Annotated in this window: 21 protein-coding genes; 12 read left to right on the forward strand and 9 right to left on the reverse strand. The window is 64.6% G+C overall.

Annotation, left to right across the window (positions count from 1 at the left end; genetic code table 11):
* Positions 1-3: 3 nt before the first annotated feature.
* Positions 4-2,046, forward strand: a complete 2,043-nt coding sequence (locus HB778_RS14970; RefSeq protein ID WP_183464544.1) for a hydantoinase/oxoprolinase family protein — start codon at positions 4-6, stop codon at positions 2,044-2,046.
* A gap of 268 nt (positions 2,047-2,314) precedes the next feature.
* Positions 2,315-4,483, forward strand: a complete 2,169-nt coding sequence (locus HB778_RS14975; protein ID WP_183464545.1) for a malate synthase G — start codon at positions 2,315-2,317, stop codon at positions 4,481-4,483.
* A 55-nt stretch (positions 4,484-4,538) separates the two neighbouring features.
* Here the strand turns inward: HB778_RS14975 and HB778_RS14980 are convergent.
* A protein-coding gene (locus tag HB778_RS14980; RefSeq protein ID WP_183458765.1) for an IS630 family transposase occupies positions 4,539-5,484 on the reverse strand; the annotation gives its coding sequence in 2 pieces (ribosomal slippage) (positions 4,539-5,144 and positions 5,146-5,484; 945 coding nt in all).
* A gap of 488 nt (positions 5,485-5,972) precedes the next feature.
* Between HB778_RS14980 and HB778_RS14985 the strand changes: the two genes are divergently transcribed.
* Together HB778_RS14985 and HB778_RS14990 are read left to right on the forward strand one after the other, a co-directional pair.
* The gene (locus tag HB778_RS14985; RefSeq protein ID WP_183465094.1) at positions 5,973-6,563 is read left to right on the forward strand and encodes a DUF308 domain-containing protein; all 591 of its coding nucleotides are present in this window, start codon (positions 5,973-5,975) and stop codon (positions 6,561-6,563) included.
* A 187-nt stretch (positions 6,564-6,750) separates the two neighbouring features.
* A complete protein-coding gene (locus HB778_RS14990) occupies positions 6,751-7,338 on the forward strand; it encodes a TetR/AcrR family transcriptional regulator (RefSeq protein WP_183464547.1) in 588 nt (195 codons plus the stop codon).
* 61 nt (positions 7,339-7,399) lie between these two features.
* Here HB778_RS14990 and HB778_RS14995 read toward each other — a convergent pair whose 3' ends face one another.
* The 4 genes from HB778_RS14995 to HB778_RS15010 all read right to left on the reverse strand — a co-directional run bounded on the left by HB778_RS14995 (position 7,400) and on the right by HB778_RS15010 (position 11,494).
* The gene (locus HB778_RS14995) at positions 7,400-8,932 is read right to left on the reverse strand and encodes a YifB family Mg chelatase-like AAA ATPase (protein WP_183464548.1); all 1,533 of its coding nucleotides are present in this window, start codon (positions 8,930-8,932) and stop codon (positions 7,400-7,402) included.
* Positions 8,933-9,113: 181 nt separating this feature from the next.
* Positions 9,114-10,055: a glutathione synthase gene (gene gshB, locus HB778_RS15000; protein WP_183464549.1), complete on the reverse strand. Its 942-nt coding sequence runs from the start codon at positions 10,053-10,055 to the stop codon at positions 9,114-9,116.
* Positions 10,056-10,126: 71 nt separating this feature from the next.
* Entirely contained in the window at positions 10,127-10,501 is a 375-nt protein-coding gene (locus HB778_RS15005) for a GtrA family protein (protein WP_183465095.1), read from the reverse strand.
* Between the two features lie 3 nt (positions 10,502-10,504).
* Positions 10,505-11,494 (reverse strand): glycosyltransferase, encoded by a 990-nt coding sequence (locus HB778_RS15010; protein ID WP_183464550.1) that lies wholly within the window; start codon positions 11,492-11,494, stop codon positions 10,505-10,507.
* A 164-nt stretch (positions 11,495-11,658) separates the two neighbouring features.
* Between HB778_RS15010 and HB778_RS15015 the strand changes: the two genes are divergently transcribed.
* From HB778_RS15015 to HB778_RS15045, 7 genes are all read left to right on the forward strand, one after another.
* Positions 11,659-13,452 (forward strand): GtrA family protein, encoded by a 1,794-nt coding sequence (locus HB778_RS15015; protein ID WP_183464551.1) that lies wholly within the window; start codon positions 11,659-11,661, stop codon positions 13,450-13,452.
* 211 nt (positions 13,453-13,663) lie between these two features.
* Positions 13,664-15,013: a putative bifunctional diguanylate cyclase/phosphodiesterase gene (locus HB778_RS15020; protein WP_183464552.1), complete on the forward strand. Its 1,350-nt coding sequence runs from the start codon at positions 13,664-13,666 to the stop codon at positions 15,011-15,013.
* 165 nt (positions 15,014-15,178) lie between these two features.
* Complete coding sequence (locus HB778_RS15025; protein WP_183464553.1) at positions 15,179-15,946, forward strand: SDR family NAD(P)-dependent oxidoreductase; 768 nt, start codon at positions 15,179-15,181, stop codon at positions 15,944-15,946.
* A complete protein-coding gene (locus HB778_RS15030; protein ID WP_183464554.1) occupies positions 15,943-16,902 on the forward strand; it encodes a 2-dehydro-3-deoxygalactonokinase in 960 nt (319 codons plus the stop codon). The genes HB778_RS15025 and HB778_RS15030 overlap by 4 nt, the downstream gene beginning before the upstream one ends.
* Positions 16,899-17,537 (forward strand): 2-dehydro-3-deoxy-6-phosphogalactonate aldolase, encoded by a 639-nt coding sequence (locus HB778_RS15035; protein ID WP_183464555.1) that lies wholly within the window; start codon positions 16,899-16,901, stop codon positions 17,535-17,537. The genes HB778_RS15030 and HB778_RS15035 overlap by 4 nt, the downstream gene beginning before the upstream one ends.
* On the forward strand, positions 17,537-18,418 hold the full coding sequence (locus tag HB778_RS15040) for an SMP-30/gluconolactonase/LRE family protein (RefSeq protein WP_183464556.1): 882 nt from the start codon (positions 17,537-17,539) through the stop codon (positions 18,416-18,418). Before HB778_RS15035 ends, HB778_RS15040 begins: the two co-directional genes overlap by 1 nt.
* A 132-nt stretch (positions 18,419-18,550) precedes the next feature.
* Complete coding sequence (locus HB778_RS15045) at positions 18,551-19,624, forward strand: D-alanine:D-lactate ligase-like protein (protein WP_183464557.1); 1,074 nt, start codon at positions 18,551-18,553, stop codon at positions 19,622-19,624.
* 6 nt (positions 19,625-19,630) lie between these two features.
* Here the strand turns inward: HB778_RS15045 and HB778_RS15050 are convergent, their stop codons facing one another.
* The gene (locus tag HB778_RS15050; RefSeq protein WP_183464558.1) at positions 19,631-20,167 is read right to left on the reverse strand and encodes an autotransporter; all 537 of its coding nucleotides are present in this window, start codon (positions 20,165-20,167) and stop codon (positions 19,631-19,633) included.
* Positions 20,168-20,245: 78 nt separating this feature from the next.
* On the opposite strand from HB778_RS15050, the gene HB778_RS15055 reads away from it, so the two are divergent.
* Positions 20,246-20,992: a GntR family transcriptional regulator gene (locus HB778_RS15055; RefSeq protein ID WP_183464559.1), complete on the forward strand. Its 747-nt coding sequence runs from the start codon at positions 20,246-20,248 to the stop codon at positions 20,990-20,992.
* Positions 20,993-21,017: 25 nt separating this feature from the next.
* Here HB778_RS15055 and HB778_RS15060 read toward each other — a convergent pair whose 3' ends face one another.
* From HB778_RS15060 to HB778_RS15070, 3 genes are read right to left on the reverse strand one after another with little or no spacing between them, the layout of a single operon-like run.
* A complete protein-coding gene (locus tag HB778_RS15060; protein ID WP_183464560.1) occupies positions 21,018-21,305 on the reverse strand; it encodes a DUF1330 domain-containing protein in 288 nt (95 codons plus the stop codon).
* A 16-nt stretch (positions 21,306-21,321) separates the two neighbouring features.
* Entirely contained in the window at positions 21,322-22,035 is a 714-nt protein-coding gene (pyrF, locus tag HB778_RS15065) for an orotidine-5'-phosphate decarboxylase (protein ID WP_183465096.1), read from the reverse strand.
* Positions 22,036-22,046: 11 nt separating this feature from the next.
* Positions 22,047-22,643, reverse strand: coding sequence for an NADPH-dependent FMN reductase (locus HB778_RS15070; RefSeq protein WP_183464561.1), 597 nt, complete (start codon positions 22,641-22,643; stop codon positions 22,047-22,049).
* Between the last annotated feature and the right edge of the window lie 152 nt (positions 22,644-22,795).

Here is a 22,795-nt window from a genome sequence, read left to right on the forward strand (position 1 = left end):
AGAATGACCGCCAAGACCAAGCCAAAACCCCTGTTCCTCGGCATCGACACCGGCGGCACCTATACCGATGCCGTGCTGTGGTCCGAGACCGAAGGCCCGCAGCAGGGGCCGAACAAGGGCAAGGTGCTGGCCAAGGCCAAGGCGCTGACCACCAGGCATGATCTGGCCGTCGGCATTTCCGGCGCGGTCGACGCGGTGCTTGAAAAGGCCGGCACCGACCCGGCTGCGATCAAACTGGTGTCGATGTCGACGACGCTCGCCACCAATGCGCTGGTCGAGGGCCAGGGCGGCCGCGTCGCGCTGGTCATGATAGGCTTTTCCGAAGCCGACCTCGCCCGCGACGGGCTGAAGACGGCGCTCGGCACCGATCCGGTGGTGTTTTGTCCGGGCGGCCACGATGTCCACGGCAATGCCGCCAAGCTTGATCTGTCAGGACTGGAAGAGGCCCTGCCGGAACTCGGTGCCTCGGTGTCCGGCTTTGCCGTCTGCGCCTATTTCGCCACCCGCAACCCGGCGCATGAGATCGCCACCCGCGAGCTGATCCGCGACAGAACCGGCCTGCCGGTCACCGCGAGCCACGAACTGTCGGCCAAGCTCGGCGGCCCGCGCCGGGCGCTGACGACGCTGCTCAATGCCAGGTTGATCTCGATGATCGACCGGCTGGTGGCTGCGACCGAAGGGTTTTTGGAAGCCCGCGACATCGCTGCCCCCTTGATGGTGGTGCGCGGCGACGGCGCGCTGGTCTCGGCGGCGTTCGCCCGGCAGCGGCCTATAGAGACGATCCTCTCCGGCCCGGCGGCCAGCCTCGTCGGCGCCCGCCACATGACCGGGCTCGACAATGCCGTGGTGTCGGACATTGGCGGCACCACCACCGACGTCGCGGTGCTCGACAAGGGCCGTCCGCGGCTTGATCCCGAAGGTGCGACCGTCGGCGGCTTCCGCACCATGGTCGAGGCCGTCGCCATGCGCACTTTCGGTCTTGGCGGGGATTCCGAAGTGGCGCTGGAAGACGGTTCGCTCAACCCAAAAATCCTGCTTGGGCCGCGCCGCCTGGTGCCGCTGGCGCTGGCCGGCATGGCGCATGGCGACGCCGTCAAATCGGAGCTCGAACGCCAGCTGCGGGCGCCCAATCCCGGCCGCATGGATGGCCGCTTCGCGGTTCGCACCGGCGTGCCGGACAGGCTTGCCGCGGGTCTCACCGCGCCGGAAGCGCGGCTCTACGAGGCCATCGGCGCGACCCCGCTTGCCCTCGACAGGTTGCTGACGTCGAATGCCCAGAACGCCACTCTGAACCGGCTGGTCTCGCGCGGGTTGGTCCATATCTGCGGCTTCACCCCGTCGGACGCGGCGCATGTTCTGGGCAAGCAGGCCAACTGGGACGCCGCCACCGCCCGCCTCGGCGCTGACTTGTTTGCCCGCAAGCGTGACGGCCGTGGCCAGCCGATTGCCGCGTCGCCGGAGGTGATCTCGGAGCGCGTGCTGGTGACGCTGACGCGCTGGTCGGCCGAATACATCCTCGAAACCGCCTTCGCCGAGGACGGGCTCGATGGCGCAGCGACGGTCGCGCATGCGCTGGTACAGCGCGCCGTCGACGCCCATCCCGGCATAGCCCGGCTCAGCGTCGCGCTCGACCGCCCGGTCATCGGCCTCGGCGCCTCGGCGCCGTTGCACTATGCCGGCCTGGCGCCTCTGGTCGGCAATGACTGCGTGGTGCCGGAAGACACCGATGTCGCCAACGCACTCGGTGCCGTCGTCGGCCAGGTCAGGGTCTCGGCCGAAGCGCGGGTCAGTCAGCCCAGGGAAGGGCTGTTCCGTCTCGCATCCGGAGAAACGGTGCGCGATTTCCTCGACGAGGCGGCGGCGATCGCCGCCGCTGAGGCCGATGTGCGGGCGATCGTCGCTGAGCGCGCTCGGGACGCCGGCACCGACAACGCCGAGATCGACGTCGCGACCGAGTTCAAGGTTTCCACGGTCGAAGCCCAACGCATGTTCATCGAGGCGCATGTGGTGGCGGTGGCCTCGGGACGGCCGAGAATTGCGGTGTAGCGGTTGATCTCCCCCCTCGAGGGGGAGATGTCGCCGAAGGCGACAGAGGGGGTCGGTCCGACCGGACGCGACCTCCTGCTTTGAACAGAAGAGGCTGGCGCCTTATGTCCGGCGACCCCCTCTGGCCTGCCGGCCATCTCCCCCTCGAGGGGGGAGATCAGCCGCTTCGCCATCCTTGCCTAAATGGCCCCTTCACCTTAAGCCGAATTGACCCTGCCAACCCGACATGCCAAAGGCGCGCCCGAGCCTTTCGTCTGGAGACAAGCTGATGACCGATCGCATCGAGATCGCCGGATTGCGGATTGCCCGCGAGCTGCATGATTTTGTGGCTGGTGAGGCCTTGCCCGGCACCGGCATTGCGGCCGATGCGTTCTGGAACGGTTTTTCGGCCATCGTCCACGACCTTGCGCCAAAGAACCGGATGCTGCTAAAAAAACGCGACGCCATGCAGGAAAAGCTCGACGCATGGTATCGCGACAATGGCGCGCCGATTGACATGAAGGCCTACAAGGGCTTCCTCAAGGAGATCGGCTATCTCGTTCCCGAGGGTCCGTCCTTCAGCGTATCGACCGAGAATGTCGATCCGGAAATCGCTGTCGTTGCCGGACCGCAGCTGGTCGTGCCGGTGATGAATGCGCGCTATGCGCTCAATGCCGCCAATGCGCGCTGGGGTTCGCTTTACGACGCGCTCTACGGCACAGATGCCATCCCCGAGGCCGGCGGCGCGGAAAAGGGCAAGAGCTTCAATCCGGCACGTGGCGCCAAGGTCGTGGCGTGGACGAAGAGCTTCCTCGACGAGGCCGCACCGCTGACCTCGGGCAAATGGGCAGGCGTCAACGGCCTTTCGGTGGCGCATGGCGCGCTGAAGCTCGGCGCCGGCGCCGGCGGCACCACGCTGGCCGACCCCAAACAGTTCGTCGGCTATCGCGGCGATGCCGCCAACCCCGATGCCGTGCTCCTGGTTAAAAACGGCCTGCATATCGAGATCGTGATCGACCGCGCCAACCAGATCGGCCGCACCGATCCGGCCGGCATTGCCGACATCATCCTGGAATCGGCGCTGACCACCATCCAGGACTGCGAGGATTCGGTCGCGGCGGTGGATGCGCAGGACAAGGTTGTCGTCTACCGCAACTGGCTCGGCCTGATGAAGGGCGACCTTGCCGAAGAGATCGTCAAGGGCGGCAAGAGTTTTGTCCGCAAGCTCAATCCCGACCGCGCCTACACCACGCCCGCCGGCGGCCAGCTCACCGTCCCCGGCCGCTCGCTGATGCTGGTCAGGAATGTCGGCCACCTGATGACCAATCCGGCGATCCTGGACCGCGACGGCAACGAGGTGCCGGAAGGCATCATGGACGCGGCGATGACGGCGCTGATCGCACTGCACGATGTCGGAGCGAAGGGCCGCCGCGCCAATTCCCGCGCCGGCTCGATGTATGTGGTGAAGCCCAAGATGCATGGGCCGGAGGAAGTCGCCTTCGCCGTCGAGATATTCGATCGTGTTGAGGTGCTGCTCGGGATGGCCAAAAACACCATCAAGATGGGCATCATGGATGAGGAGCGGCGCACCACCGTCAACCTCAAGGAAGCGATCCGTGCCGCGCGGGAACGCGTGGTGTTCATCAACACCGGCTTCCTCGACCGCACCGGCGACGAGATCCACACCTCGATGGAAGCCGGGCCGATGATCCGCAAGGGCGACATGAAGCAGGCCGCCTGGATTTCCGCCTACGAGGCATGGAATGTCGACACCGGGCTCGAATGTGGGCTGGCCGGCCACGCCCAGATCGGCAAGGGCATGTGGGCGATGCCGGATTTGATGGCGGCGATGCTGGAACAGAAGATCGCCCATCCCAAGGCCGGCGCCAACACCGCCTGGGTTCCGTCGCCGACGGCCGCGACCCTGCATGCCACGCACTATCACAAGGTCGACGTCCACGCCGTGCAAGCAGCGCTGAAGAGCCGGCCGAAGGCCAAGCTCGATGACATCTTGTCGGTGCCGGTCGCCGTGCGGCCGAACTGGACGCCCGACGAGATCCAGCGCGAGCTCGACAACAACGCGCAAGGCATTCTCGGCTATGTCGTGCGCTGGATCGACCAGGGCGTCGGCTGCTCGAAAGTGCCCGACATCAACGATGTCGGCCTGATGGAAGACCGCGCCACGCTGCGTATCTCCTCGCAGCACATCGCCAACTGGCTGCGCCACAAAGTCTGCTCGGAAATCCAGGTGCGCGATTCCCTGCAGCGCATGGCGGCCATCGTCGACCGCCAGAATGTCGGCGACCCGCTCTACCGTCCGATGGCGCCGGATTTCGACAATTCCATCGCCTTCCAGGCTGCTTGCGACCTGGTGTTCAAGGGGACCAGCCAGCCCAACGGTTATACGGAGCCGGTGTTGCACGCGCGGCGGCTGGAGCTGAAGGCGAAGCAGGGTTAAGCGGATCTGCGTTTGAAATGGCCTGACGCAACGGGTCGATTAGAGCGGTTCGCATTTAGGTTGACTTGTATCCGGCGCTTTCGATGTAGTTGTTACATTCATTTGAGGTGACGACGTCGAGGGTGCTGGCGATGGCGCTGTGTACGGCCTGGATGCTTCGCTTGGCGGCACGTCGCATGCAGTGCTTGAGCTTGGCGAAGAGCTTCTCGATTGGATTGAGATCTGGACTGTAAGGCGGCAGGAAGAAGAGCCGCGCACCGGCGGCCCTGACGATGTCGCGGACGGCTTGGCCCTTGTGAGATCCGAGATTGTCGAGAATGACGATGTCACCCGGCTTCAGGGTCTTGATGAGTTCGGTTTCGACATAGACACGGAAGGCCTGCGCATTGATGGGTCCGTCAATGACCCAAGGCGCCTCTACCCGATCATGCCGCAGTGCGGCGATGAAGGTCATCGTCTTCCAATGACCATATGGCGCGTGAGCCATCAGCCGCTTGCCGCGCACACCCCAGCCGCGCAACGGCGCCATGTTGGTCTTGACCCACGTTTCATCCAGGAAGACCAGGCGCGTTGGGTCAATGCGGGTCTGATAGCGCATCCATTGCGTCCGCCGACGCATCAGCTTTGGCTTGAGTTGCTCAGCCGGCAGAACGGTTTTTTTTAAAACTCTTGCCCTCGCGATGCAGGAAGCGACCGACGCTGGCAGGGTGGATGATGAGACCCCGGTCAGCCAGTGCGGCCGTCAATTCATGAAGCGTTATGTTGGCATCCCGCTCGACCTCGCTCAGGACGAAGGCACGATGCTCCCCGTCAATCAGATAGGGTCGATGACCGCCCATCTTGCCGGGTGCCGCACTGCCCAGCCGACGCTTGCGCGCCGCCCACTTGATCACGCTCGAAACTGCCACCTTCAGTGCCGCGGCCACCTCTCGGCTCGTCTCGCCTTCTTCAAGGCGAGCCAACGCCCGTTCCCGCAAATCCATCGAATAAGGCTTGGCCATCTGTCCCGACCTCCAACGGTCAGAACATCGAATCTGATTTGCTCAGTCTTGGGAATCCCGATTCAGACAAAACGCGAACCGCTCTAAGTCTCGTCGGTCCGTGCTGTCCCTCATCGCCCTGCGGGGCGTTCGTCATTCGAAAAAGCCAAGCAATTGGCCTTTCGTCCGTTTCGCGGACCGCTCCTCAACTCCCCGTATAGTGACGGGGAGAAAGACGCTGCTATCGCCGATTTCGCCATTCACCAACGTCGCAAGAAGAGCGCCGAGGGGGCAGTAGCTCCCTTCTCCCCGTCAGTATACGGGGAGAAGGTGCCGGCAGGCGGATGAGGGGCGGCGCTACGATTGGTTAGACAGCGAACCGGCGTCACGAGGTCGAGCCCTCGATCACATAAATGAGATGTCGAGGTGATGGGCGATCCGCTCCAGGCGCCTTGACGATCAACAATCTACCTACTAGTTGGAAGGTAGTTGAAACAAGAGGTCCCATCATGCCTGGACAAGTGAACGATCAGAGCCGCGCCCCGTCATCGAACGGCTGGCTCAAAACCTATTATTATCTGCGGTTTGCCGTGTCGGCAGCCTGGGTCGCGGCGGCTTTCACCGTCGCCAAAAGCAGCCCGCCGCTCGCTGCCGCCATGCTGGTTGCCTACCCTGCATGGGACGCGCTCGCGAACTACATTGACGCCCGGCGCACGGGCGGACTTAGCCGCAACAAGTCGCAATTGCTGAACTTCGCCGTCAGCATCGTCGCCACGATTGCGGTCGCCATCGCGCTCGGTCACAGCATGAACGCGGTGCTTTCGGTCTATGGCGTCTGGGCCGCCTTTTCCGGCATCTTGCAACTCTTGACCGCAGTGCGTCGCTGGAAAACCAACGGCGCGCAATGGGCGATGATCCTGAGCGGCGCCCAATCGGCGCTGGCAGGTCTCTTCTTCGTAAAGATGGCCGGCGGCACGGAGATCATTGGTATCGCCAATGTTGCGCCCTATGCCGCGTTCGGCGCCTTCTACTTCCTCGTGTCCGCGGTGTGGTTGTCGGTCAGCGACGCCCTTCGTAAATCGCCGCGCGTCGCAAGCTAATGCATGTCGCTCAAAAGTCCCCCGGTTTTGAGGCAACGACATGCATAGAGGTAACGACTTAATTCCAGGAAAAGTGTGAGCGCTTTCCCTTGGGAATTGTGTCAAAACAAAGAGTTAGAGAGGTTCGCCGTTTCCATCAAACGGTGAACCGCTCTAAGGACAGAGGAGCCCTCTGCCGGAGCAAGCCATGAGCAAGCCTTCGAACACTGCCGACGAGATCCTGGCCGCAGCGCGAACCTTCATCATCGCCGGCGGATACAATGGCTTCAGCTACGCCGATATCGCCGAAGTGATCGGCATCCGCAAAGCCAGCATCCATCACCATTTCCCCAGCAAGGTCGACCTCGTGCAGACCCTGCTCAAGCGTTACCTCGAGGAGGCCGTCACGGGCCTGGGAGGGCTCGAGCGCGATGTCCCCGAGTCGCCTGAGTTGCTTCGAACCTATGCCGGCATCTGGGCCCGATGCATCGAGGATGCGAGCATGCCGTTCTGTGTCTGCGCACTGCTTGCCAGCGAACTTCCGGCCCTTCCGCCAGAGGTTGCCGTGGAAGTCCGGGCGTATTTTCAGTTCCTCTCGAAATGGCTGACCGGCGTCATCGAGCGCGGCGCCGAAAAAGGCACGCTGGCAATCTCCGCTTCGCCACGCGTCGAGGCCGAGGCTTTCATGGCGACCGTGCATGGCGCAATGCTTTCGGCGCGAGCTTATGGCGATGTCTTGACCTTCGGCATGATCCTGACGCCGACGCTTCAGAAGCTGATCCCCGCGACCGATTGATCCGGGCAAAAGAGGATCGGTCCGGAGAAACGAACCGGGCGTAGCTGCAAATGCCCTTCGCCTATGCCGCCTGCGCCACGCGCTCCGAACTCATGCGATAGGAAATCGCTTCGGCGAGATGGATGCGGCCGACGGTTTCGCTGGCATCGAGGTCGGCCAGTGTTCTCGCCACTTTCAGGACTCGGTGGTAGGCCCGCGCCGAAAAGGCGAGCTTTTCGCTGGCGTCCTTGAGCAGCGACAGGCCTGATGCGTCGGGCATGGCGATGTCTTCGATGACAGCCGGCGCGCAATGGGCGTTGGTGGTGGCGCTGGTCACGCCGAGCCGTTCGAAACGCTCGCGTTGGAGGGTACGCGCGCGGGCGACGCGCAGTGCCACGGCTGCACTCTTCTCCGCCCGGTCGGGCCGGATCAGGTCGCTGGCCGAAACCGCCGGCACTTCGATCCGCAGGTCAATGCGGTCGAGCAGCGGACCGGAAATGCGCGCCTGGTAGTCGGTGCGGCAGCGTTCGCCGCGCAGGCAGCGATAGCCCGGCTCGCCGGCCATGCCGCAGCGGCATGGGTTCATCGCCGCCACCAGCTGGATGCGCGCCGGATAGGTGACGCGGTGGTTGGCGCGCGCGATCATGCAGTCGCCGGTCTCCAGCGGCTGGCGCAGCGCATCGAGCGTCTGCGGCGTGAATTCGGGAAACTCGTCGAGGAACAGCACGCCGTGATGGGCGAGCGACACCTCGCCCGGCCGTGCGCGCAAGCCACCGCCGACCATCGCCGCCATCGAGGCCGAATGGTGCGGGGCGCGGAATGGCCGCCGGTCGGTCAGCTTGCCTTCGCCGAGCTCGCCCGCCACCGAGGCGATCATCGAGACTTCGAGCAATTCCTTCGGCGCCAGCGGCGGCAGGATCGACGGCAGCCGCTGCGCCAGCATCGATTTTCCCGAGCCGGGCGGGCCGACCATCAGCAGATTGTGCCCACCGGCCGCCGCCACTTCCAGCGCCCGCTTGGCCGTCTCCTGGCCCTTGATGTCGGCAAGATCGGGTAGGTCGCGCGCCGCGGCGTGGATGCCGGCTTCGGGGCGCGACAGCACCTGCGTGCCACGGAAATGGTTGGCGATGGCGATCAGGCTGCGCGGCGCCAATATGTCGAAGTCCTTGCCGGCCCAGGCCGCTTCCGGCCCGCAGGCGAACGGGCAGATCAGGCCCTTGCCCTCGGCATTGGCGCCGATCGCCGCCGGCAAGGCACCGGCAACGGCGGCAATCGTGCCGTCGAGCGAGAGTTCGCCAAGCACGACATAGCCGGCCAGCATATCGCCCGGAATGGCGCCAAGGGCGGCCATCAGGCCAAGCGCGATCGGCAGATCGTAATGGCTGCCTTCCTTGGGCAGGTCGGCGGGCGCCAGATTGACCGTCACCTTCTTCGACGGCATCGACAGGCCTGACGCGTGGAGCGCGGCCTGCACGCGTTCGCGGCTTTCGGCCACCGCCTTGTCGGGTAGGCCGACGATCTGCATGCCGACCTTGCCGGGCGCGATCATCACCTGCACGTCGACCGGCACGGCCTCGATGCCCTGGAAAGCGACCGTGCGAACCCGCGCCACCATTTTCCCACCCCGGATATGGGCCGTAACCCATGCGATCGGCCAAGAATGTGGCCCCCGCAAGAGACAACCACACTTCCTCGGTCAAATCAAGAACATTACGGGAACATTCAATCGCAGGGGTTGCAGCCGGATTGCGCCCGGTTGCAAAAGCGGAACATGGTTAATACGAACTGAAAACGGCTTACTTGCGCTTGCCCTCGACCGCGTCCCAGAACAGGCTGGCGATGTCGGCGCCGCCAAAACGGGCGACCTCGCGAACGCCGGTCGGCGAGGTCACGTTGATCTCGGTCATGTAGTCGCCAATGACGTCGATGCCGACGAGGATGAAGCCGCGTGCCTTCAATGCCGGTCCGATTCGGGCGCAGATCTCGCGCTCGCGCTCGGTCAGCTCGGTCTTCTCGGCGCGCCCGCCGACATGCATGTTGGAGCGGGAATCGTGTTCGGCCGGCACGCGGTTGATGGCGCCGACCGGCTCGCCGTCGATCAGGATGATGCGCTTGTCGCCCTTGCGCACATCCTTGAGATAGCGCTGCACAATATAGGGCTCGCGCGACAGCTGGCCGAACATTTCCAAGAGTGAGGCGAGGTTGCGGTCGCCTTCGAGCAGATGGAAGACGCCGGCGCCGCCATTGCCGTAGAGCGGCTTGACGATGATGTCGCCGAACTCCTTGCGGAAGGCGGCAACCTCCTGCGGATCCTTGGTGATCAGCGTGTCCGGCATCAGGTCGGAAAACTCGGTGACGAAGATCTTTTCCGGACTGTTGCGCACCCAGGCCGGGTCGTTGACGACCAGCGTCTTCGGGTGGATGCGCTCGAGGATATGCGTCGTGGTGATGTAGTTCATGTCGAAGGGCGGATCCTGGCGCAGCAGGACGACGTCCATCTCCGACAGATCGGTGCGCACCTTGTCGCCCAGCGAGTAATGGTTGCCCTTCTCGTCGCGCACCTGCATCTCCTCGATGCGGGCAAACACCTTGCCGTCGCGCAGCGACAGCCGGTCAGGCGTGTAGTGGAACAACTGATGGCCGCGCCGTTGCGCTTCCAGCGACAGCGCGAACGAGGTGTCGCCAGCGATCGACACGGTGGAGATATGGTCCATCTGGACGGCGATTTTCAGCTTCATGGCAGGTCCCCAGCGCAGTCGACGAGAGCGATATAAGGGTCGCAGCGCCTTCTGCCAATCGGGCCAGAGCTTTAACGGTCGAAGACCAGCCGTGAGTAACCAAGGAAGGACAGCGTCATGGCGGCAAGCGACGCGACGGCCAGGGCGGCTAGCGGCGGAGCCGCCGGGAGTGCCAGCAGGATGGCTGAATAAACGAAATAGTTGACGACGCTGGTGGCGATGCCGACGCTGCCATAGCGCGCGCCTTCCTGTGCCATCCCCCTGTTTGACGGCGAAAAGGTCAGATGCCGGTTGATCTGCCAGGTGACGCAGAGCGCGAAACCGATCGACAGCACGCGGGCCATGAACGGCCCGAGCGGCGTGACGGCCAGCAGCAGCCAGAGTGCGGCCGCGTCGGCGGCGAAACCGATGCCGCCGGCGAAGACAAACCGGACAAGGCGTTGCATCATTCAGGCCGCGCGCGGGGTCTTGCCTGGTTGCGGCTTGCGCACAACCTCGGTGGCGCGGCGCTCGACACGCCCGGAAGGCATGGACAGGTAGAAAATGCGCTTCTGTTCGGCGCGCCCGCGCGAGACGGAATCGAGGATCAGCCCGGTCACCGCCGCCAGCATCGACAGGAGCAGCAGGCCGACCGACAGCACCCAGGTCGGCATGCGCGGCACGAGGCCGGTTTCGGCGAATTCGACCAGCACCGGCGCCATCAAGAACAGGCTGGAGGCGAGGAAGAACAGCGAAAAGGCACCGAAAAAGCGCAGCGGCTGCGTCTCCTTCATCAGCATGGCGAACATCCAGAGAATTTTCGCGCCGTCGCGGAAGGTCGACAGCTTCGACGACGAGCCCTCCGGACGACGGCCATAATCGAGCGCGATTTCGCTGACCGGCAATTTGAGCTGCGAGGCGTGCACCGACATTTCGGTCTCGATCTCGAAGCCGCCGGAGACGGCGGGAAAGCTCTTGACGAAGCGTCGGGTGAAGACGCGGTAGCCGGAGAAGATGTCGCTGAAATCGCTGCCGAACAGCCATTGGTAGAGGCTGTTGAAAACGCGGTTGCCGAAGGCATGGCCGGCCCGGCCGGCATCGTCGGTGACGCCGCGCCTGGTGCCCACCACCATGTCGCTACGCTCGGTCAGCAGCGTGTTGATCAGCTGCGGCGCGTCCTCGGGCGCGTAGGTGCCGTCGCCATCGGCCATCAGATAGATGTCGGCGTCGATGTCGGCGAACATGCGCCGCACCACATTGCCCTTGCCCTGGCGCGGCTCGCGCACGACGATGGCGCCGGCCGCGCGGGCGCGGAGTGCCGTCAGATCCTTCGAATTGTTGTCATAGACATAGATGGTGGCGGCCGGCAGCGTCTCGCGGAACCGCCGCACCACCTCGGCAATGGTCAGCTCCTCATTGTAGCAAGGCAGGAGGACGGCGATGACAGGGTCTTGCGGCATTTTCGTCTCCGAATGCCTTGTCGACCATACGGTCGCGCGCCGGAAACCGGCCTCGTCCAGGCGGTTTTACTATTTATTGAAGCCGTTAAGGCTAGGTTTAAGGTCGACTTCATGAGTGTCGATTGGCCTGGAAAGGCCCGGCATTCCCGCCAAGGGCGATCGGGATGGGCATAGCAACGGGAACTTCCACGGCGAAGTCCGATATCGCGTTCGCGCTGCTTGCCGCCTTGCTGCTGCTGGCGCTCAATGCCTATGCCGGGTTCGCGCAACTGGCCAATCCGGCGGGCGACAATGACAGCCTGCTGCAACTGGTCGAAGTCCGCGACCTCATGGCCGGCCAGGGCTGGTTCGACCTGCACCAGTACAGGATGGGGCTGGAAGGCGGCTTCGTCATGCACTGGTCGCGGCTGCTCGACGCGCCGCTGGCGCTTGCCATCCTTGCCGTTTCGGCCCTGACAGGCAGCATCGCTCTGGCCGAACAGGTGGTGCAGATACTCTGGCCCACCCTGCAGTTCTTTCTCGCCATCTTCTTCATCATCCGCGCCGCGCGCGCTTCGGCCGGCCCGCATGCGGTGCTGCCCGCTGCTGTCGTCGGCGGGGCGGCCCTCTATTACATCGGCATCTTTTCGCCCGGCGCGCTCGATCATCACAATGTCCAGTTGATGCTGACGCTGGCGAGCCTCATTCTGCTGCTGGAGGCGCCCACGCACCGGCCGGCTGCCTTTGTCGCCGGCATCTGCGCCACACTCACCTTGGCCATCGGCATGGAAAGCGCGCCCTATGCCGGAACCCTCGGCGCCGTCGTCGCGCTGCTGTTTCTCGCGAGGGGTGACGGCGAAAGGCTGATCGCCAGGGATTTCGGCCTCGGCGTCGCCGGCGTCTCGGCACTCGTCTTCGCCGCCACGGTCCCAATGTCGTCCTGGGGCCAGGCCCAGTGCGACACATTTTCGGTCGTGCAATTCACTGTCACCGGCCTTGCCGGTGCCGGCTTGGCGGTCATCGCCTCCTTGAGGGTTGCCAATGCCACGGTCGCCCGGCGCCTGATGGCGCTTGGCCTGCTTGCCGTCGCGCTTGCTCTCGTCGTGGCGCTGCTGTTCCCGCAATGCCTGGCGGCGCCCTATGCCCATCTCGACCCGCGCCTGCAGCAGATGTGGCTCGGTTATATCGAAGAGGCGCAGTCGATCGTCCAGCTCGTCTCCGATGATCCGGCAAGGGTTGTGGCGCGCTTTGCCACGCCGCTGGTGGCGATCGTGCTGATGGCGCTTCACTTCAGCCATGGCGGCTGGCGGCGGCAGGACAGCCTCGTTGGCGCGCTGCTGGTGGTGGCGGTCCTGGTCAGCGCCTGGGAAGTGCGCGGCTCGACCTTCTCCATCGCGTTCGCGGTGATCCCGCTTTCGGCCTGGATCGCCAAATGGCGGCAGCGGGCCGAGGCCAGCCCATCCAGCGGCTCGGTGCTCAGGATGGCCGCGGCCTGGCTGATCTCGGTCAATGCAATCTGGTCGGGCGCCGCTCAAGCCGCATCGAACGCCTTTGAAGCCGGCGCGCCTGTCCAGGACGCCAGCATCGATGCACCTTGCAACAGCAAGGCGTCGTTCGCGGCACTTGGCGCGATGGCCCCCACCACGGTGCTTGCCATCTCCAATCTTGGCTCGCCGATCCTCGCCTTCACCGGCCATCGCGTGTTCGCCGGCCCCTACCATCGCAACGTCGCCGGAAACCTGCTGGTGTTCGATGCCTTGCTGGGTTCGGCCGCTGACGCCAAAGCCATTGTCGAAAGCCACCATGTCGGCCTTGTCGCGCTCTGCCGCGGCAACACAGAAAGCCGGCTGTTCGCGGCCAAGGCACCGGACGGCTTCCTGGCCGGGCTGATGCGCGGCAGCGTGCCGGCCTGGCTGGAGCCGGTGGCGGAGACGCGCGGCGCCCCGCTCGAGCTTTATCGCGTCAAGTCCAGCGGCTGAAAATCGGCGCGGAAACAGAAGGTTGACGCACGGTTTAGCCGGCTTCCAGACCGGATCCGGCCTTCTGCCTGGGCATGATCGACAGGGAAAACCGGATTGCGTTTTTTGCGATCATGCCCTGGCCGCGAAAAATCGATTTTCGGGATACGTTTCCTAAAGGGTTTCCTGCCAGTCTCGCGCACAAATTCCGACGTCAAAAACAGGGACACCGATGCAAACTTCGTTTGGCACCGGTCAGGCAAACAGGGAGAGCACGGATCTGGCGTTCACCGATCCGTTGACCGGGCTTGGCAACCATCGCCGCTTCTTCGACAAGGTCGATCGCCTGATCAGCGACCGCGCCGACGATCCCGCACCTTTCACCGTCGGCATTCTCGACCTCGACGGCTTCAAGCCGATCAACGATTTGTTTGGCCACAGGGCCGGCGACGACATCCTGATCCAGGTCGCCATGCGGCTGCGAGCCTCGATGGACGGCCATTCCACGGTCTGCCGCATCGGCGCCGATGAGTTTGCCTTCCTCTATCCGCTGGTGTTCTCCGAAGAGGCGGCGGCGGAAAAATCCCGCATGCTGATCGAGATCCTGTCGGCGCCCTACGATGTCGGCGAACGCACCGCCAGGCTGTCGGCCTCGGTCGGCTGCTCGCTGTTCTATTCCGGCGACGAGACCACCGAAATCCTCATCAACAAGGCCGAGACGGCGCTCTACCACGCCAAGCGCTCCGGCCGTGGCCGGGTCGTCGTCTACACCCGCGAGATGGAAGAGGCGGCCAAGCGCGTCACCCGCATCGAGCAGGCGCTGCGCCGCGCTGTCTCGGCCGGCGAGGTCGAGCCGCACTTCCAGCCGATCGTCGATCTTACCACCCGCCGCACCATCGGCTTCGAGACGCTGGCGCGCTGGACCGATCGCGACCTCGGCGCGGTGCCGCCGACGGTGTTCATCCCGATCGCCGAGGAGCGCGGCATCATCGGTCCACTGTCGCAGCTGGTGCTGCGCAAGGCGACCGAGGCGGCCAGGAGCTGGCCGAGCGACCTGTTCCTGTCCTTCAACCTGTCGCCGTCGCAGCTTGTCGACCAGAACACCGGCCTGCACATATTGGCGATCCTCGACCGCACCGGCTTCGATCCGCGCCGCCTCGAGATCGAGATCACCGAGACCGGCCTGATGAACGACCCGGCCTCGGCCGCGCAGATCGTCGAGGATCTGCGCCGCGTCGGCATCCGCGTCTCGCTTGACGATTTCGGCACCGGCCAGTCCTCGCTCGGCCGCCTGCGCGAATTCCATTTCGACAAGCTCAAGATCGACCGCGCCTTCGTCTCCTCCATTCTCGACGACCGCCCGTCCGAACACATCATCCGCGCCATTCTCGCCATGTGCGAAGGGTTGGGCATGGATGTGGTCGCCGAAGGCATCGAGGAGGAAGCGCAGGCCGATCGCCTCGTCCAGTTTGGCTGTGCCGGCGGACAGGGTTATCTCTTCGGCAAGCCGGTCGATGCCGACGCCACGCTTGGCTATCTCCGCGATTCCTTCCGTGGCGCGCTGCGCGCCAAGGCGATCTGACCGGCGATTTCGACGCAATCAGCATCCCGCCGATGCCGCCGCACGGTTCCAGTGCGGCGCATTGTCGTTTTGTCTGACATAAGCCCGAAAATCCGACGTTTCGCCCTTGCCCGCGCGACTTGCGTGGCTAGGATGCGCGCCGTTCATGCGCGGAGAGATAAAGACATGATGCCATCGGCGGATTTTGCCGACCTCAAAGGAGCCTCGGTGCTGATCACCGGCGGCGGCTCCGGGATCGGCGCGGCGCTGACCGAGGGTTTTGTACGCCAGGGCGCCAATGTCGCCTTCATCGACATTGCCGATGGCCCGAGCACGCTGCTTGCCGACCGCATCGAGAAGGAATTCGGTCGCCGTCCGCTCTACCTCAAGACCGATCTGCGCGACATCGAGGCGCTGCGCGCATCGGCGGGCAAAGCGGCAGAGGCGCATGGCGATGTCACGGTGCTGATCAACAATGCCGCCTGGGACGAGCGCCACGCCGTCGAGGACGTGACGGTGGAGTTCTGGGACAACAGCCAGGCGATTAACCTGCGGCCACATTTCTTCACCGCGCAGGCGGTGGCGCCCGGCATGAAGCGGGCCGGCGGCGGCTCGATCATCAATTTCACCTCGACATCCTACCTCATCAACCATCCCGACATGCCCGCCTACACCGCCGCCAAGGCTGGCATTCTCGGCCTCACCAAAGGTCTGGCCGGCAAGCTCGGGCCCGACCGCATCCGCGTCAATGCCGTCGCGCCCGGCTGGGTGATCACCGAACGGCAGCAGGAGCGCTGGGTGACCGAAGGAGCGCTTGAAGCCCATGTCGCCAAGCAGTGCATCAAGGAGGTCATGCGGCCGGACGACATGGTCGGCACGGTGCTGTTCCTGGCCTCGGATGCCTCGCGCATGCTGACCGCCCAGATGCTGATCGTCGATGGAGGCTTCCTGTGAGCCCAGAATTTGCCGGCAACGCTCCGGCGGTCGCCGCGCTCGATTGGGGCACGACCCGGCTTCGGGCTTGGCTGATCGACGGCAGCGGCAAGGTGCTTGCCGAGCGCCGTGGTGATGACGGCCTGATCACCGCACGCGAAAAAGGGTTTTCGAACGTTCTGGAAGGCCATCTGGCCGCCCTGGGCGCGCCGGAAACACTGCCCGTCATCATCTGCGGCATGGCCGGCTCTCGTCAGGGTTGGATCGAGGCGCCCTACGTGACCGTGCCGGCGCCGATCGGCGCCATTCTCGGCGGCGCCGCCCGCGTGGCTGATCAGAAACGCGACATCCGCATCATTCCCGGCCTCGCCCAGCGCCTGGCCGATGCGCCCGATGTCATGCGCGGCGAGGAAACGCAATTGGCCGGCGCCGGTTTGCCGGCAAAGGGGCGGCATCTCGCCTGCATGCCCGGCACCCATTCGAAATGGGTGCTGGTCGAGGACGGCGCTGTTGCCGGCTTCGGCACATGGCCGACCGGTGAATTGTTCTCGGTTCTGGCCGCGCACTCGATTCTCAAGCATTCGCTGGGCGAGCATCCGGCTCCGGTCGCTGCGGACAGTCCGTTCTTCCGGCAATGGTGCGAACGCGCGCTTGGCGAGGGCGGCGACGTCACCCCGAAGCTGTTTGCCATCCGTGCCGCCGGGCTGCTGCAGGACCTGAAGTCGGAAGATGCGGCGGCCTGCCTGTCCGGGCTTTTGATCGGCGGCGAGATCGCCTCGGCGAAGCGCCGCTATGGCGCCGGCGATGCGCCGGTCGTGCTGATTGCCTCGGGTGCGCTCGCCGTGCTCTACCAGGCTGCACTCGACCTCGCCGGGCTTGCCGTCCGCACCGTCGACGCGGATGAAGCGGTGCGCGCCGGCCTCATCGAAGCCGCGCGCGAAAACGGCATGATCGCCAGAACCGGAGCCTTGGCATGACCGAGACCGCAGCCTTTCCAAAACTCAAGCGCGGGCTGGTCGCCATCCTGCGTGGCCTGAAACCCACCGAGGCGATTGCCATGGGCCAGGCGCTGTTCGACGCCGGCATCGAGGCGATCGAAGTGCCGCTCAACTCGCCCCAGCCATTCTCGTCGATCGCCAGAATTGTCCAAGTGCTGCCGAAAACAGCCCTGGTCGGCGCCGGCACGGTGCTGACGGCGGCCGATGTCGACGGCCTGCACCAAGCCGGCGGGCGGCTCCTGGTCAGCCCCAACATCGATGCCGAAGTGATGGCGCGCGCCATGCATTACGGCATGGTCACCATGCCCGGCGTGTTCACGCCGACAGAAGCCTTCCAGGCGATCCGGCTCGGCGCCTCGGCGCTGAAATTCTTTCCGGCGAGCGCGCTGGGTGCTGCCGGCATTTCCGCGATCCGGGCGGTGCTGCCGGCGCAGACCCTGGTCGGCGCCGTCGGCGGCGTTTCGGAGAAGGATTTTGCCGGCTACAAGGCGGTGGGCGTCACGGTCTTTGGCCTCGGCTCCAGCCTGTTCAAGCCTGGCATGAGCGTCGACGACGTCGCCGCCCGTGCGCACGCCGCCGTTGCGGCCTGGGATGCGGTGTTCGGAGAGGCATGATGATTGAAGCGATCGTTTCGGTTTTTTCCGACCATGTCTGCCAACTCGGCGAAGGACCGAGCTACGATCCCGCCACCGATGCGCTGTTCTGGTTCGACATCGTCAACGGCCAGCTTCTGGAGAAGCAGCTGTCCGGCGGCGCGACCAAGGTCCATGAGCTCGGCCAGATGGCCAGCGCCATCGCTATCATCGACGACAAGCGGCAGCTGATCGCTACCGAGACCGGACTTTTTGTCCGCGATGTCGCGACCGGCAGAATGACACTGCACACGCCGATCGAAGCCGACAATCCGGTCACCCGCTCCAACGATTCGCGCGTCCATCCCTGCGGTGCCTTCTGGGTCGGCACCATGGGCAAGGGCGAGGAAAAGGGCGCCGGCTCGATCTACTGGTTCTCTAGGGGCGAACTGCGCCGCCTGTTTTCTGATATCACCGTGTCCAATTCGATCTGCTTTTCCGCCGACGGCGCGCTTGCCTACTATACCGACACATCGACCGGATTGCTGATGCGTGTCGCCTGCGACCCGGCGACCGGCCTGCCGGCAGGCGAGCCGAAGATCTTCGTCGATCATCGTTCTGCCAAAGGCTATATCGACGGTTCGGTGCTCGACCGCGACGGCATCCTGTGGAATGCCGTCTGGGGTGGCAGTGTCATCGAGGCCTACGGACCCGACGGCAAGCTCGTCCGCACGGTCGCCATGCCGGTGACACAGCCGTCCTGTCCGGCCTTCGTCGGCAAGAACGCCGATCGGCTGGCGGTCACGTCGGCCTGGTCGGGCAAGAATGAGAAGCAGCGCCTGCTCGACCTGCAAGGCGGCATGACTTTCCTGCTCGATGTTCCCGTCAACGGCCGGTTCGAACCGCGCGTGCTGATCGCCTGAACAGATTGGGCGATCGGCGCCGCTCAGACCTCTAGCTGTCACGCAGGCGTCCGGCCTGGGTCGGTTTCGCGAAAGCCGTTTGCGTCGGCCGTGCGATGGTAGGCGATAGCATCGCCGGGAATCGTTCATCTTATGTCGAGCCACAAGCCAAAGCTGATCCTTGTCTACGAGCCGGAAAAGGCCTGTTTCGATCGTTTGATCGCCGACGGCTACCCACCGCAGCGCGCCACCGAAATCTCGTCCTACCTGGCACAGTCGACGGATATCGCCCCCGACTTCGCCGCACTTGCAGCTGCCTGCGAAGCGCGCGGTCTCGCCTTCGCGCCGGTGGCGCTCGACGATGCCGCCGGGGCGCTGGAGGATGCGGATGCGGAAAGCACGCTGGTCTGGACGCTGTCCGACGGGATCGCCTATTTCCGTGGCGGCGCCGCGCCCGCGCTGGCCAGACTCAAGGGGTTGCGGACGATCGGCGCCGATGATGCGCTGTTCGCGCTCTGCCAGGACAAGTTCCGCTCCGGCGCCGTGCTTGGCGCGCTCGGCCTGCCAGCGCCGCAGGCCGGCCTTGCCCGGGACGGCAAATGGCTGGTCGAGCCGCCGGCTTCCGCCGCCGGCTGGTTCGTCAAACCCAACCGGCTCGGCGCCAAAATCGGCATCTGGCCGGATTCGCGCAGCAGCAATCTCGACCATGCGCTGGAGCTTAGCCGGCGCGTCTTTGCCGCCTATCGTGACGATGTCGTCGTGCAGCCCTATGTCGCCGGCCGCAATGTCCGCGCCAGCTTCCTCGGGCTGACGCCGCAAACCGGCGTCGAAGCGCTCGGCATCGCCTTTGTCGATTCAGGCGCCGATTTCCAGACCATGGCGGACAGCATGGCGCTTTACGGCGAAACCGGCGAGGCGGCCAAGGCGGCAGGACTTTATGCCGAGCCGGATCTCGTTGCCGTCGCCGACGTCCAGCCAGGAGCCGACGCCAGGATCAGGGCGATCACCGAGCGACTGATCAGCGGGCTTGGCCTGCGTGACGTGTTCTCCGTCGACCTGCGGGTCGAGGCCGACGACACGGTCCACCTGATCGAGTTCGAAGTCTGCCCCGGCCTTCCCTGCTTCGATTTCCGCGCCTATTGCCGGTCGCAATGGGGCCTCGGCCTCGCCGACGCCATGGCCGAAACCGCCGCGAACCGGCTGATCGGCCTGCATCGGGGCGGCTAGGCTTTCCTATATCGGTCGCGCCCCGGCCATGTACCTGGCGTTGTCGAACGGCTCTGGCTGGCTGTCGGCCAGGCTCCACAGCTGGCGGTCGGTGCCTGGCAGATCGCCGAGATAGACATGCAGGGCGCCGGAGCGGGCACTACCGGTGTTGGCGACCGAGTGAATGGTGTTGGAAGACATGTGCACCAGCGCGGGCGCCGAAAAATCCTGCCGCTCTGGCGCGTCGACCTTTTCGCCGGCGAGCGGGTAGATGAAATTGGTCTCGCCGCCCCAATAGATGCCGATCAGAGCGTCCATCAGATGGTTGTGCGGCGGATACTGGACGCCGGGCGAAAGCGTGATGTGGTAGATCGTCAACTGCGGGCTGGCATGCAGCAAAAGCTCGTCCTCATCCTCCTCATGGACAACTCCGCCGAGCGCATGGAAGCGGTTGGTATAGTCGCCCAAGACGGCCTTGACCGCATCGAAGGGACGGGCGCCTGCCGCCGCGTTGACGATATCCTTGATCGCAGGGTAGAGAGGGGAGTCGGCGGATAGAGGCATGCCACAGCTCCTGACTGAGATGCTCAGTTAGAATAGCTAAGATGGCCAATGTCAAGGCCGATGCAAAGCGAGAGACGCATGAAGCCGACCAAAGCCACGCCACCGAAATCGCCCGCGTCCCCAGGTGGGGCACCTGCGCTGTCGACGGCGGATCTGCTGCGCAGCGAACAGGCCTACGAGCAGCTGAAGAGCGATATCGTCGCGTGCGTCCTGTCACCCGGCGAAGCCTTGACCGAAAAGCAGATCGAGGCGCGCTACGGCATCAAGAAGGCGACGATCCGTTCAGCACTTGCCCGCCTCATGCAGGAAGGTCTGGTCAGGAGCGAGCCGCGCCGTGGCTATGTCATCACGACGCTGACCTTGCGCGATGTCAACGAGATCTTCGATGTGCGCAGCCTGATCGAGCCGGAAGTGTTCCGGGTTGCCACGTCAGGTATCACCGAGCGCGGACTGGATGAGATCAGGCTGGCGGCCAGAAAGGTGCTGAAGCCCGAGACGCTGCGCAGCCCTGTCGCGTTCCTGGCGGCCGACCGTGCCTTTCGCCTGGCGATTGCCGAGCTTTCCGGCAATTTGCGGCTTGCACAGCTTCTCAGCCAGATCCTCGACCAGTCGGAGCGGGCGCTCCATCTCGGCTTCAAGTCGCGCGATTTCATGCCGCTGATCATCGAACAGCAGAAGCAGTTGCTGCAGGCCTGCGAAAGGAGCGACGTCCCAGGCATCGTGAAACTTGCCCGCTCGCAGTGCCTTGCCCTCAAGCACCAGCTGGTCGGCGCCCTGCTTGGCGGAGCCAAGCTGCGAGACGTGAACCTGCAGGACTTCGTCTGAAGTGCCGGCCCCGGTTGCCCCGCCCTCAGGTCCCTTCAACCAGCACGATCTCGCCGTCGGCGACCTTCTGGCGAATGGCGACCGCACGCTGATATTCCCGCGAGTGGTAGCAGTCATGCGCAGCAGTGAGCGACGGGAACTCGATGATGACGTTGCGGGCCCGGCCTTGCCCTTCGGCAAACTCGTGCTCGCCGCCGCGTGCCAGGAATTTCACATCGAAACGATCGAAGGCGAGCTTGGCGGCGGCGACATACTCCTTGTAGCCTTCGGCATCGCGCACATCGACGCGGGCGATCCAGTATCCCTTGGGCATTGTTCTTCTCCCTATTTTATGCAGAGCGCATTTCGTCGAGGATCGCTTGCGCTGCCGCGCGGCGGTCGCTGGCCGCGACGATCGGCCGGGCCACCACAAGATGGCTGGCGCCGTTGCGGATCGCCTGCGCCGGCGTCACCACACGCTTCTGGTCGCCATGGTCGCTGCCCGCCGGCCGGATGCCGGGCGTCACCACTGCCATGTCGGGGCCGACGATGCGGCGCACCGCTTCGGCCTCCGCGGCCGAGCAGACGATGCCGCCCATGCCGGCATGCAGCGCCTGTTCCGAGCGCCGCAGCACCAGCGTGTGCGGGTCATATTCATAGCCGACATCGATCATGTCCTGCTCGTCCATAGAGGTCAGCACGCTGACAGCGAGCAGGCAAAGCTCGCTGCCCCGCGCCGCTTCCACCGCCGCGCGCATCGCCTTGGGGTAGGCGTGGATGGTCAGCATGGTCATGCCCATCTTGACGATGTTCTCGACGCCCTTGGCCACCGTGTGGTCGATGTCGAGCAGCTTCATGTCGAGGAAGATTTTTGTCCCGCCGCTGGCCAGTTCCCTGGCGAAGTCGAGCCCGCCGGCAAAGGCCAGCTGATAGCCGATCTTGTAGAAGGAGACGACGCCGTCAAGTTCGCGCACCGCCTGCTCGGCTTCCCGCACGGTCGGCAGGTCGAGGCCGACGATCAATCTCTCCTGTATAGATTTGGCCTGCATGGATTGGGTCTGCATCGTTGCGGCGATCACGCCTCGATCCGGGTCGACAGCATGCGCGAGGTTTCGATCAGCGTGCGGCATAGGTGCTCCATCGATTTGTACAGTCTTTCGTCACGGAAATTGCCGCCTGCGTCGAAGGCGTCGCCGCCGTCCGGCACCGAGCATTCCGGCGTCACCACCTCCATCTGGCAGCGTATCAGCACGGCGCGCAGATGGTTGATGCAGCGTATGCCGGCGAAGTGGCCGTTGGAGGATGAGCATAGGCCGACGACCTTGCCGGCAAGCGGCCTGACCGTCCGGCCGCCATCCCGGCGCACCCGACTCACCCAGTCGATCGTGTTCTTGAGCAGCGGCGGGATCGAGCCGTTATATTCGGGCGTGGCGATCAGCAGGCCGTCATGGACTGAAATCAGACGGCCGAGTTTGACGGCGTTTTCGGGAACGCCTTTTTCCTTCTCGAGATCCTCGTCGAGGATCGGCAAGGGATAGTCGGCGAGCGAAATGCGGGTCACCTCGGCGCCTTGCACCGCAAGTTCCTTCTGCGCCACGTCGGCGGTCCTGCCGCTATAGGCGCCGCTGCGCACCGAACCGGCGAAGACGAGGATTTTCGGGATCACTGCCATTGGCCACCCTTGTTCCCGGACAGGTACAGCCAAGGTTCGATCAAATCAACGCGCCGTAGCCGAAAATCGAAACCGATTTGGCGCAAACGCGTGAAGGGTGTGCTGAGATTCAGGTCAGGCCGAGTCGAAAATGGTGGCTTCCGAGAACCGGA

This window comes from Mesorhizobium huakuii, assembly GCF_014189455.1.
Taxonomy (GTDB): domain Bacteria; phylum Pseudomonadota; class Alphaproteobacteria; order Rhizobiales; family Rhizobiaceae; genus Mesorhizobium; species Mesorhizobium huakuii_A.

What these genes read in the sequence shown, in the direction of transcription:
- HB778_RS14970 (WP_183464544.1), top strand. Translation starts at nt 4, where the DNA reads ATGACCGCCAAGACCAAGCCAAAACCCCTGTTCCTCGGCATCGACACC.
- HB778_RS14975 (WP_183464545.1), top strand. Translation starts at nt 2,315, where the DNA reads ATGACCGATCGCATCGAGATCGCCGGATTGCGGATTGCCCGCGAGCTG.
- HB778_RS14985 (WP_183465094.1), top strand. Translation starts at nt 5,973, where the DNA reads ATGCCTGGACAAGTGAACGATCAGAGCCGCGCCCCGTCATCGAACGGC.
- HB778_RS14990 (WP_183464547.1), top strand. Translation starts at nt 6,751, where the DNA reads ATGAGCAAGCCTTCGAACACTGCCGACGAGATCCTGGCCGCAGCGCGA.
- HB778_RS14995 (WP_183464548.1), bottom strand. Translation starts at nt 8,932, where the DNA reads ATGGTGGCGCGGGTTCGCACGGTCGCTTTCCAGGGCATCGAGGCCGTG.
- gshB (WP_183464549.1), bottom strand. Translation starts at nt 10,055, where the DNA reads ATGAAGCTGAAAATCGCCGTCCAGATGGACCATATCTCCACCGTGTCG.
- HB778_RS15005 (WP_183465095.1), bottom strand. Translation starts at nt 10,501, where the DNA reads ATGCAACGCCTTGTCCGGTTTGTCTTCGCCGGCGGCATCGGTTTCGCC.
- HB778_RS15010 (WP_183464550.1), bottom strand. Translation starts at nt 11,494, where the DNA reads ATGCCGCAAGACCCTGTCATCGCCGTCCTCCTGCCTTGCTACAATGAG.
- HB778_RS15015 (WP_183464551.1), top strand. Translation starts at nt 11,659, where the DNA reads ATGGGCATAGCAACGGGAACTTCCACGGCGAAGTCCGATATCGCGTTC.
- HB778_RS15020 (WP_183464552.1), top strand. Translation starts at nt 13,664, where the DNA reads ATGCAAACTTCGTTTGGCACCGGTCAGGCAAACAGGGAGAGCACGGAT.
- HB778_RS15025 (WP_183464553.1), top strand. Translation starts at nt 15,179, where the DNA reads ATGATGCCATCGGCGGATTTTGCCGACCTCAAAGGAGCCTCGGTGCTG.
- HB778_RS15035 (WP_183464555.1), top strand. Translation starts at nt 16,899, where the DNA reads ATGACCGAGACCGCAGCCTTTCCAAAACTCAAGCGCGGGCTGGTCGCC.
- HB778_RS15040 (WP_183464556.1), top strand. Translation starts at nt 17,537, where the DNA reads ATGATTGAAGCGATCGTTTCGGTTTTTTCCGACCATGTCTGCCAACTC.
- HB778_RS15045 (WP_183464557.1), top strand. Translation starts at nt 18,551, where the DNA reads ATGTCGAGCCACAAGCCAAAGCTGATCCTTGTCTACGAGCCGGAAAAG.
- HB778_RS15050 (WP_183464558.1), bottom strand. Translation starts at nt 20,167, where the DNA reads ATGCCTCTATCCGCCGACTCCCCTCTCTACCCTGCGATCAAGGATATC.
- HB778_RS15055 (WP_183464559.1), top strand. Translation starts at nt 20,246, where the DNA reads ATGAAGCCGACCAAAGCCACGCCACCGAAATCGCCCGCGTCCCCAGGT.
- HB778_RS15060 (WP_183464560.1), bottom strand. Translation starts at nt 21,305, where the DNA reads ATGCCCAAGGGATACTGGATCGCCCGCGTCGATGTGCGCGATGCCGAA.
- pyrF (WP_183465096.1), bottom strand. Translation starts at nt 22,035, where the DNA reads ATGCAGACCCAATCCATGCAGGCCAAATCTATACAGGAGAGATTGATC.
- HB778_RS15070 (WP_183464561.1), bottom strand. Translation starts at nt 22,643, where the DNA reads ATGGCAGTGATCCCGAAAATCCTCGTCTTCGCCGGTTCGGTGCGCAGC.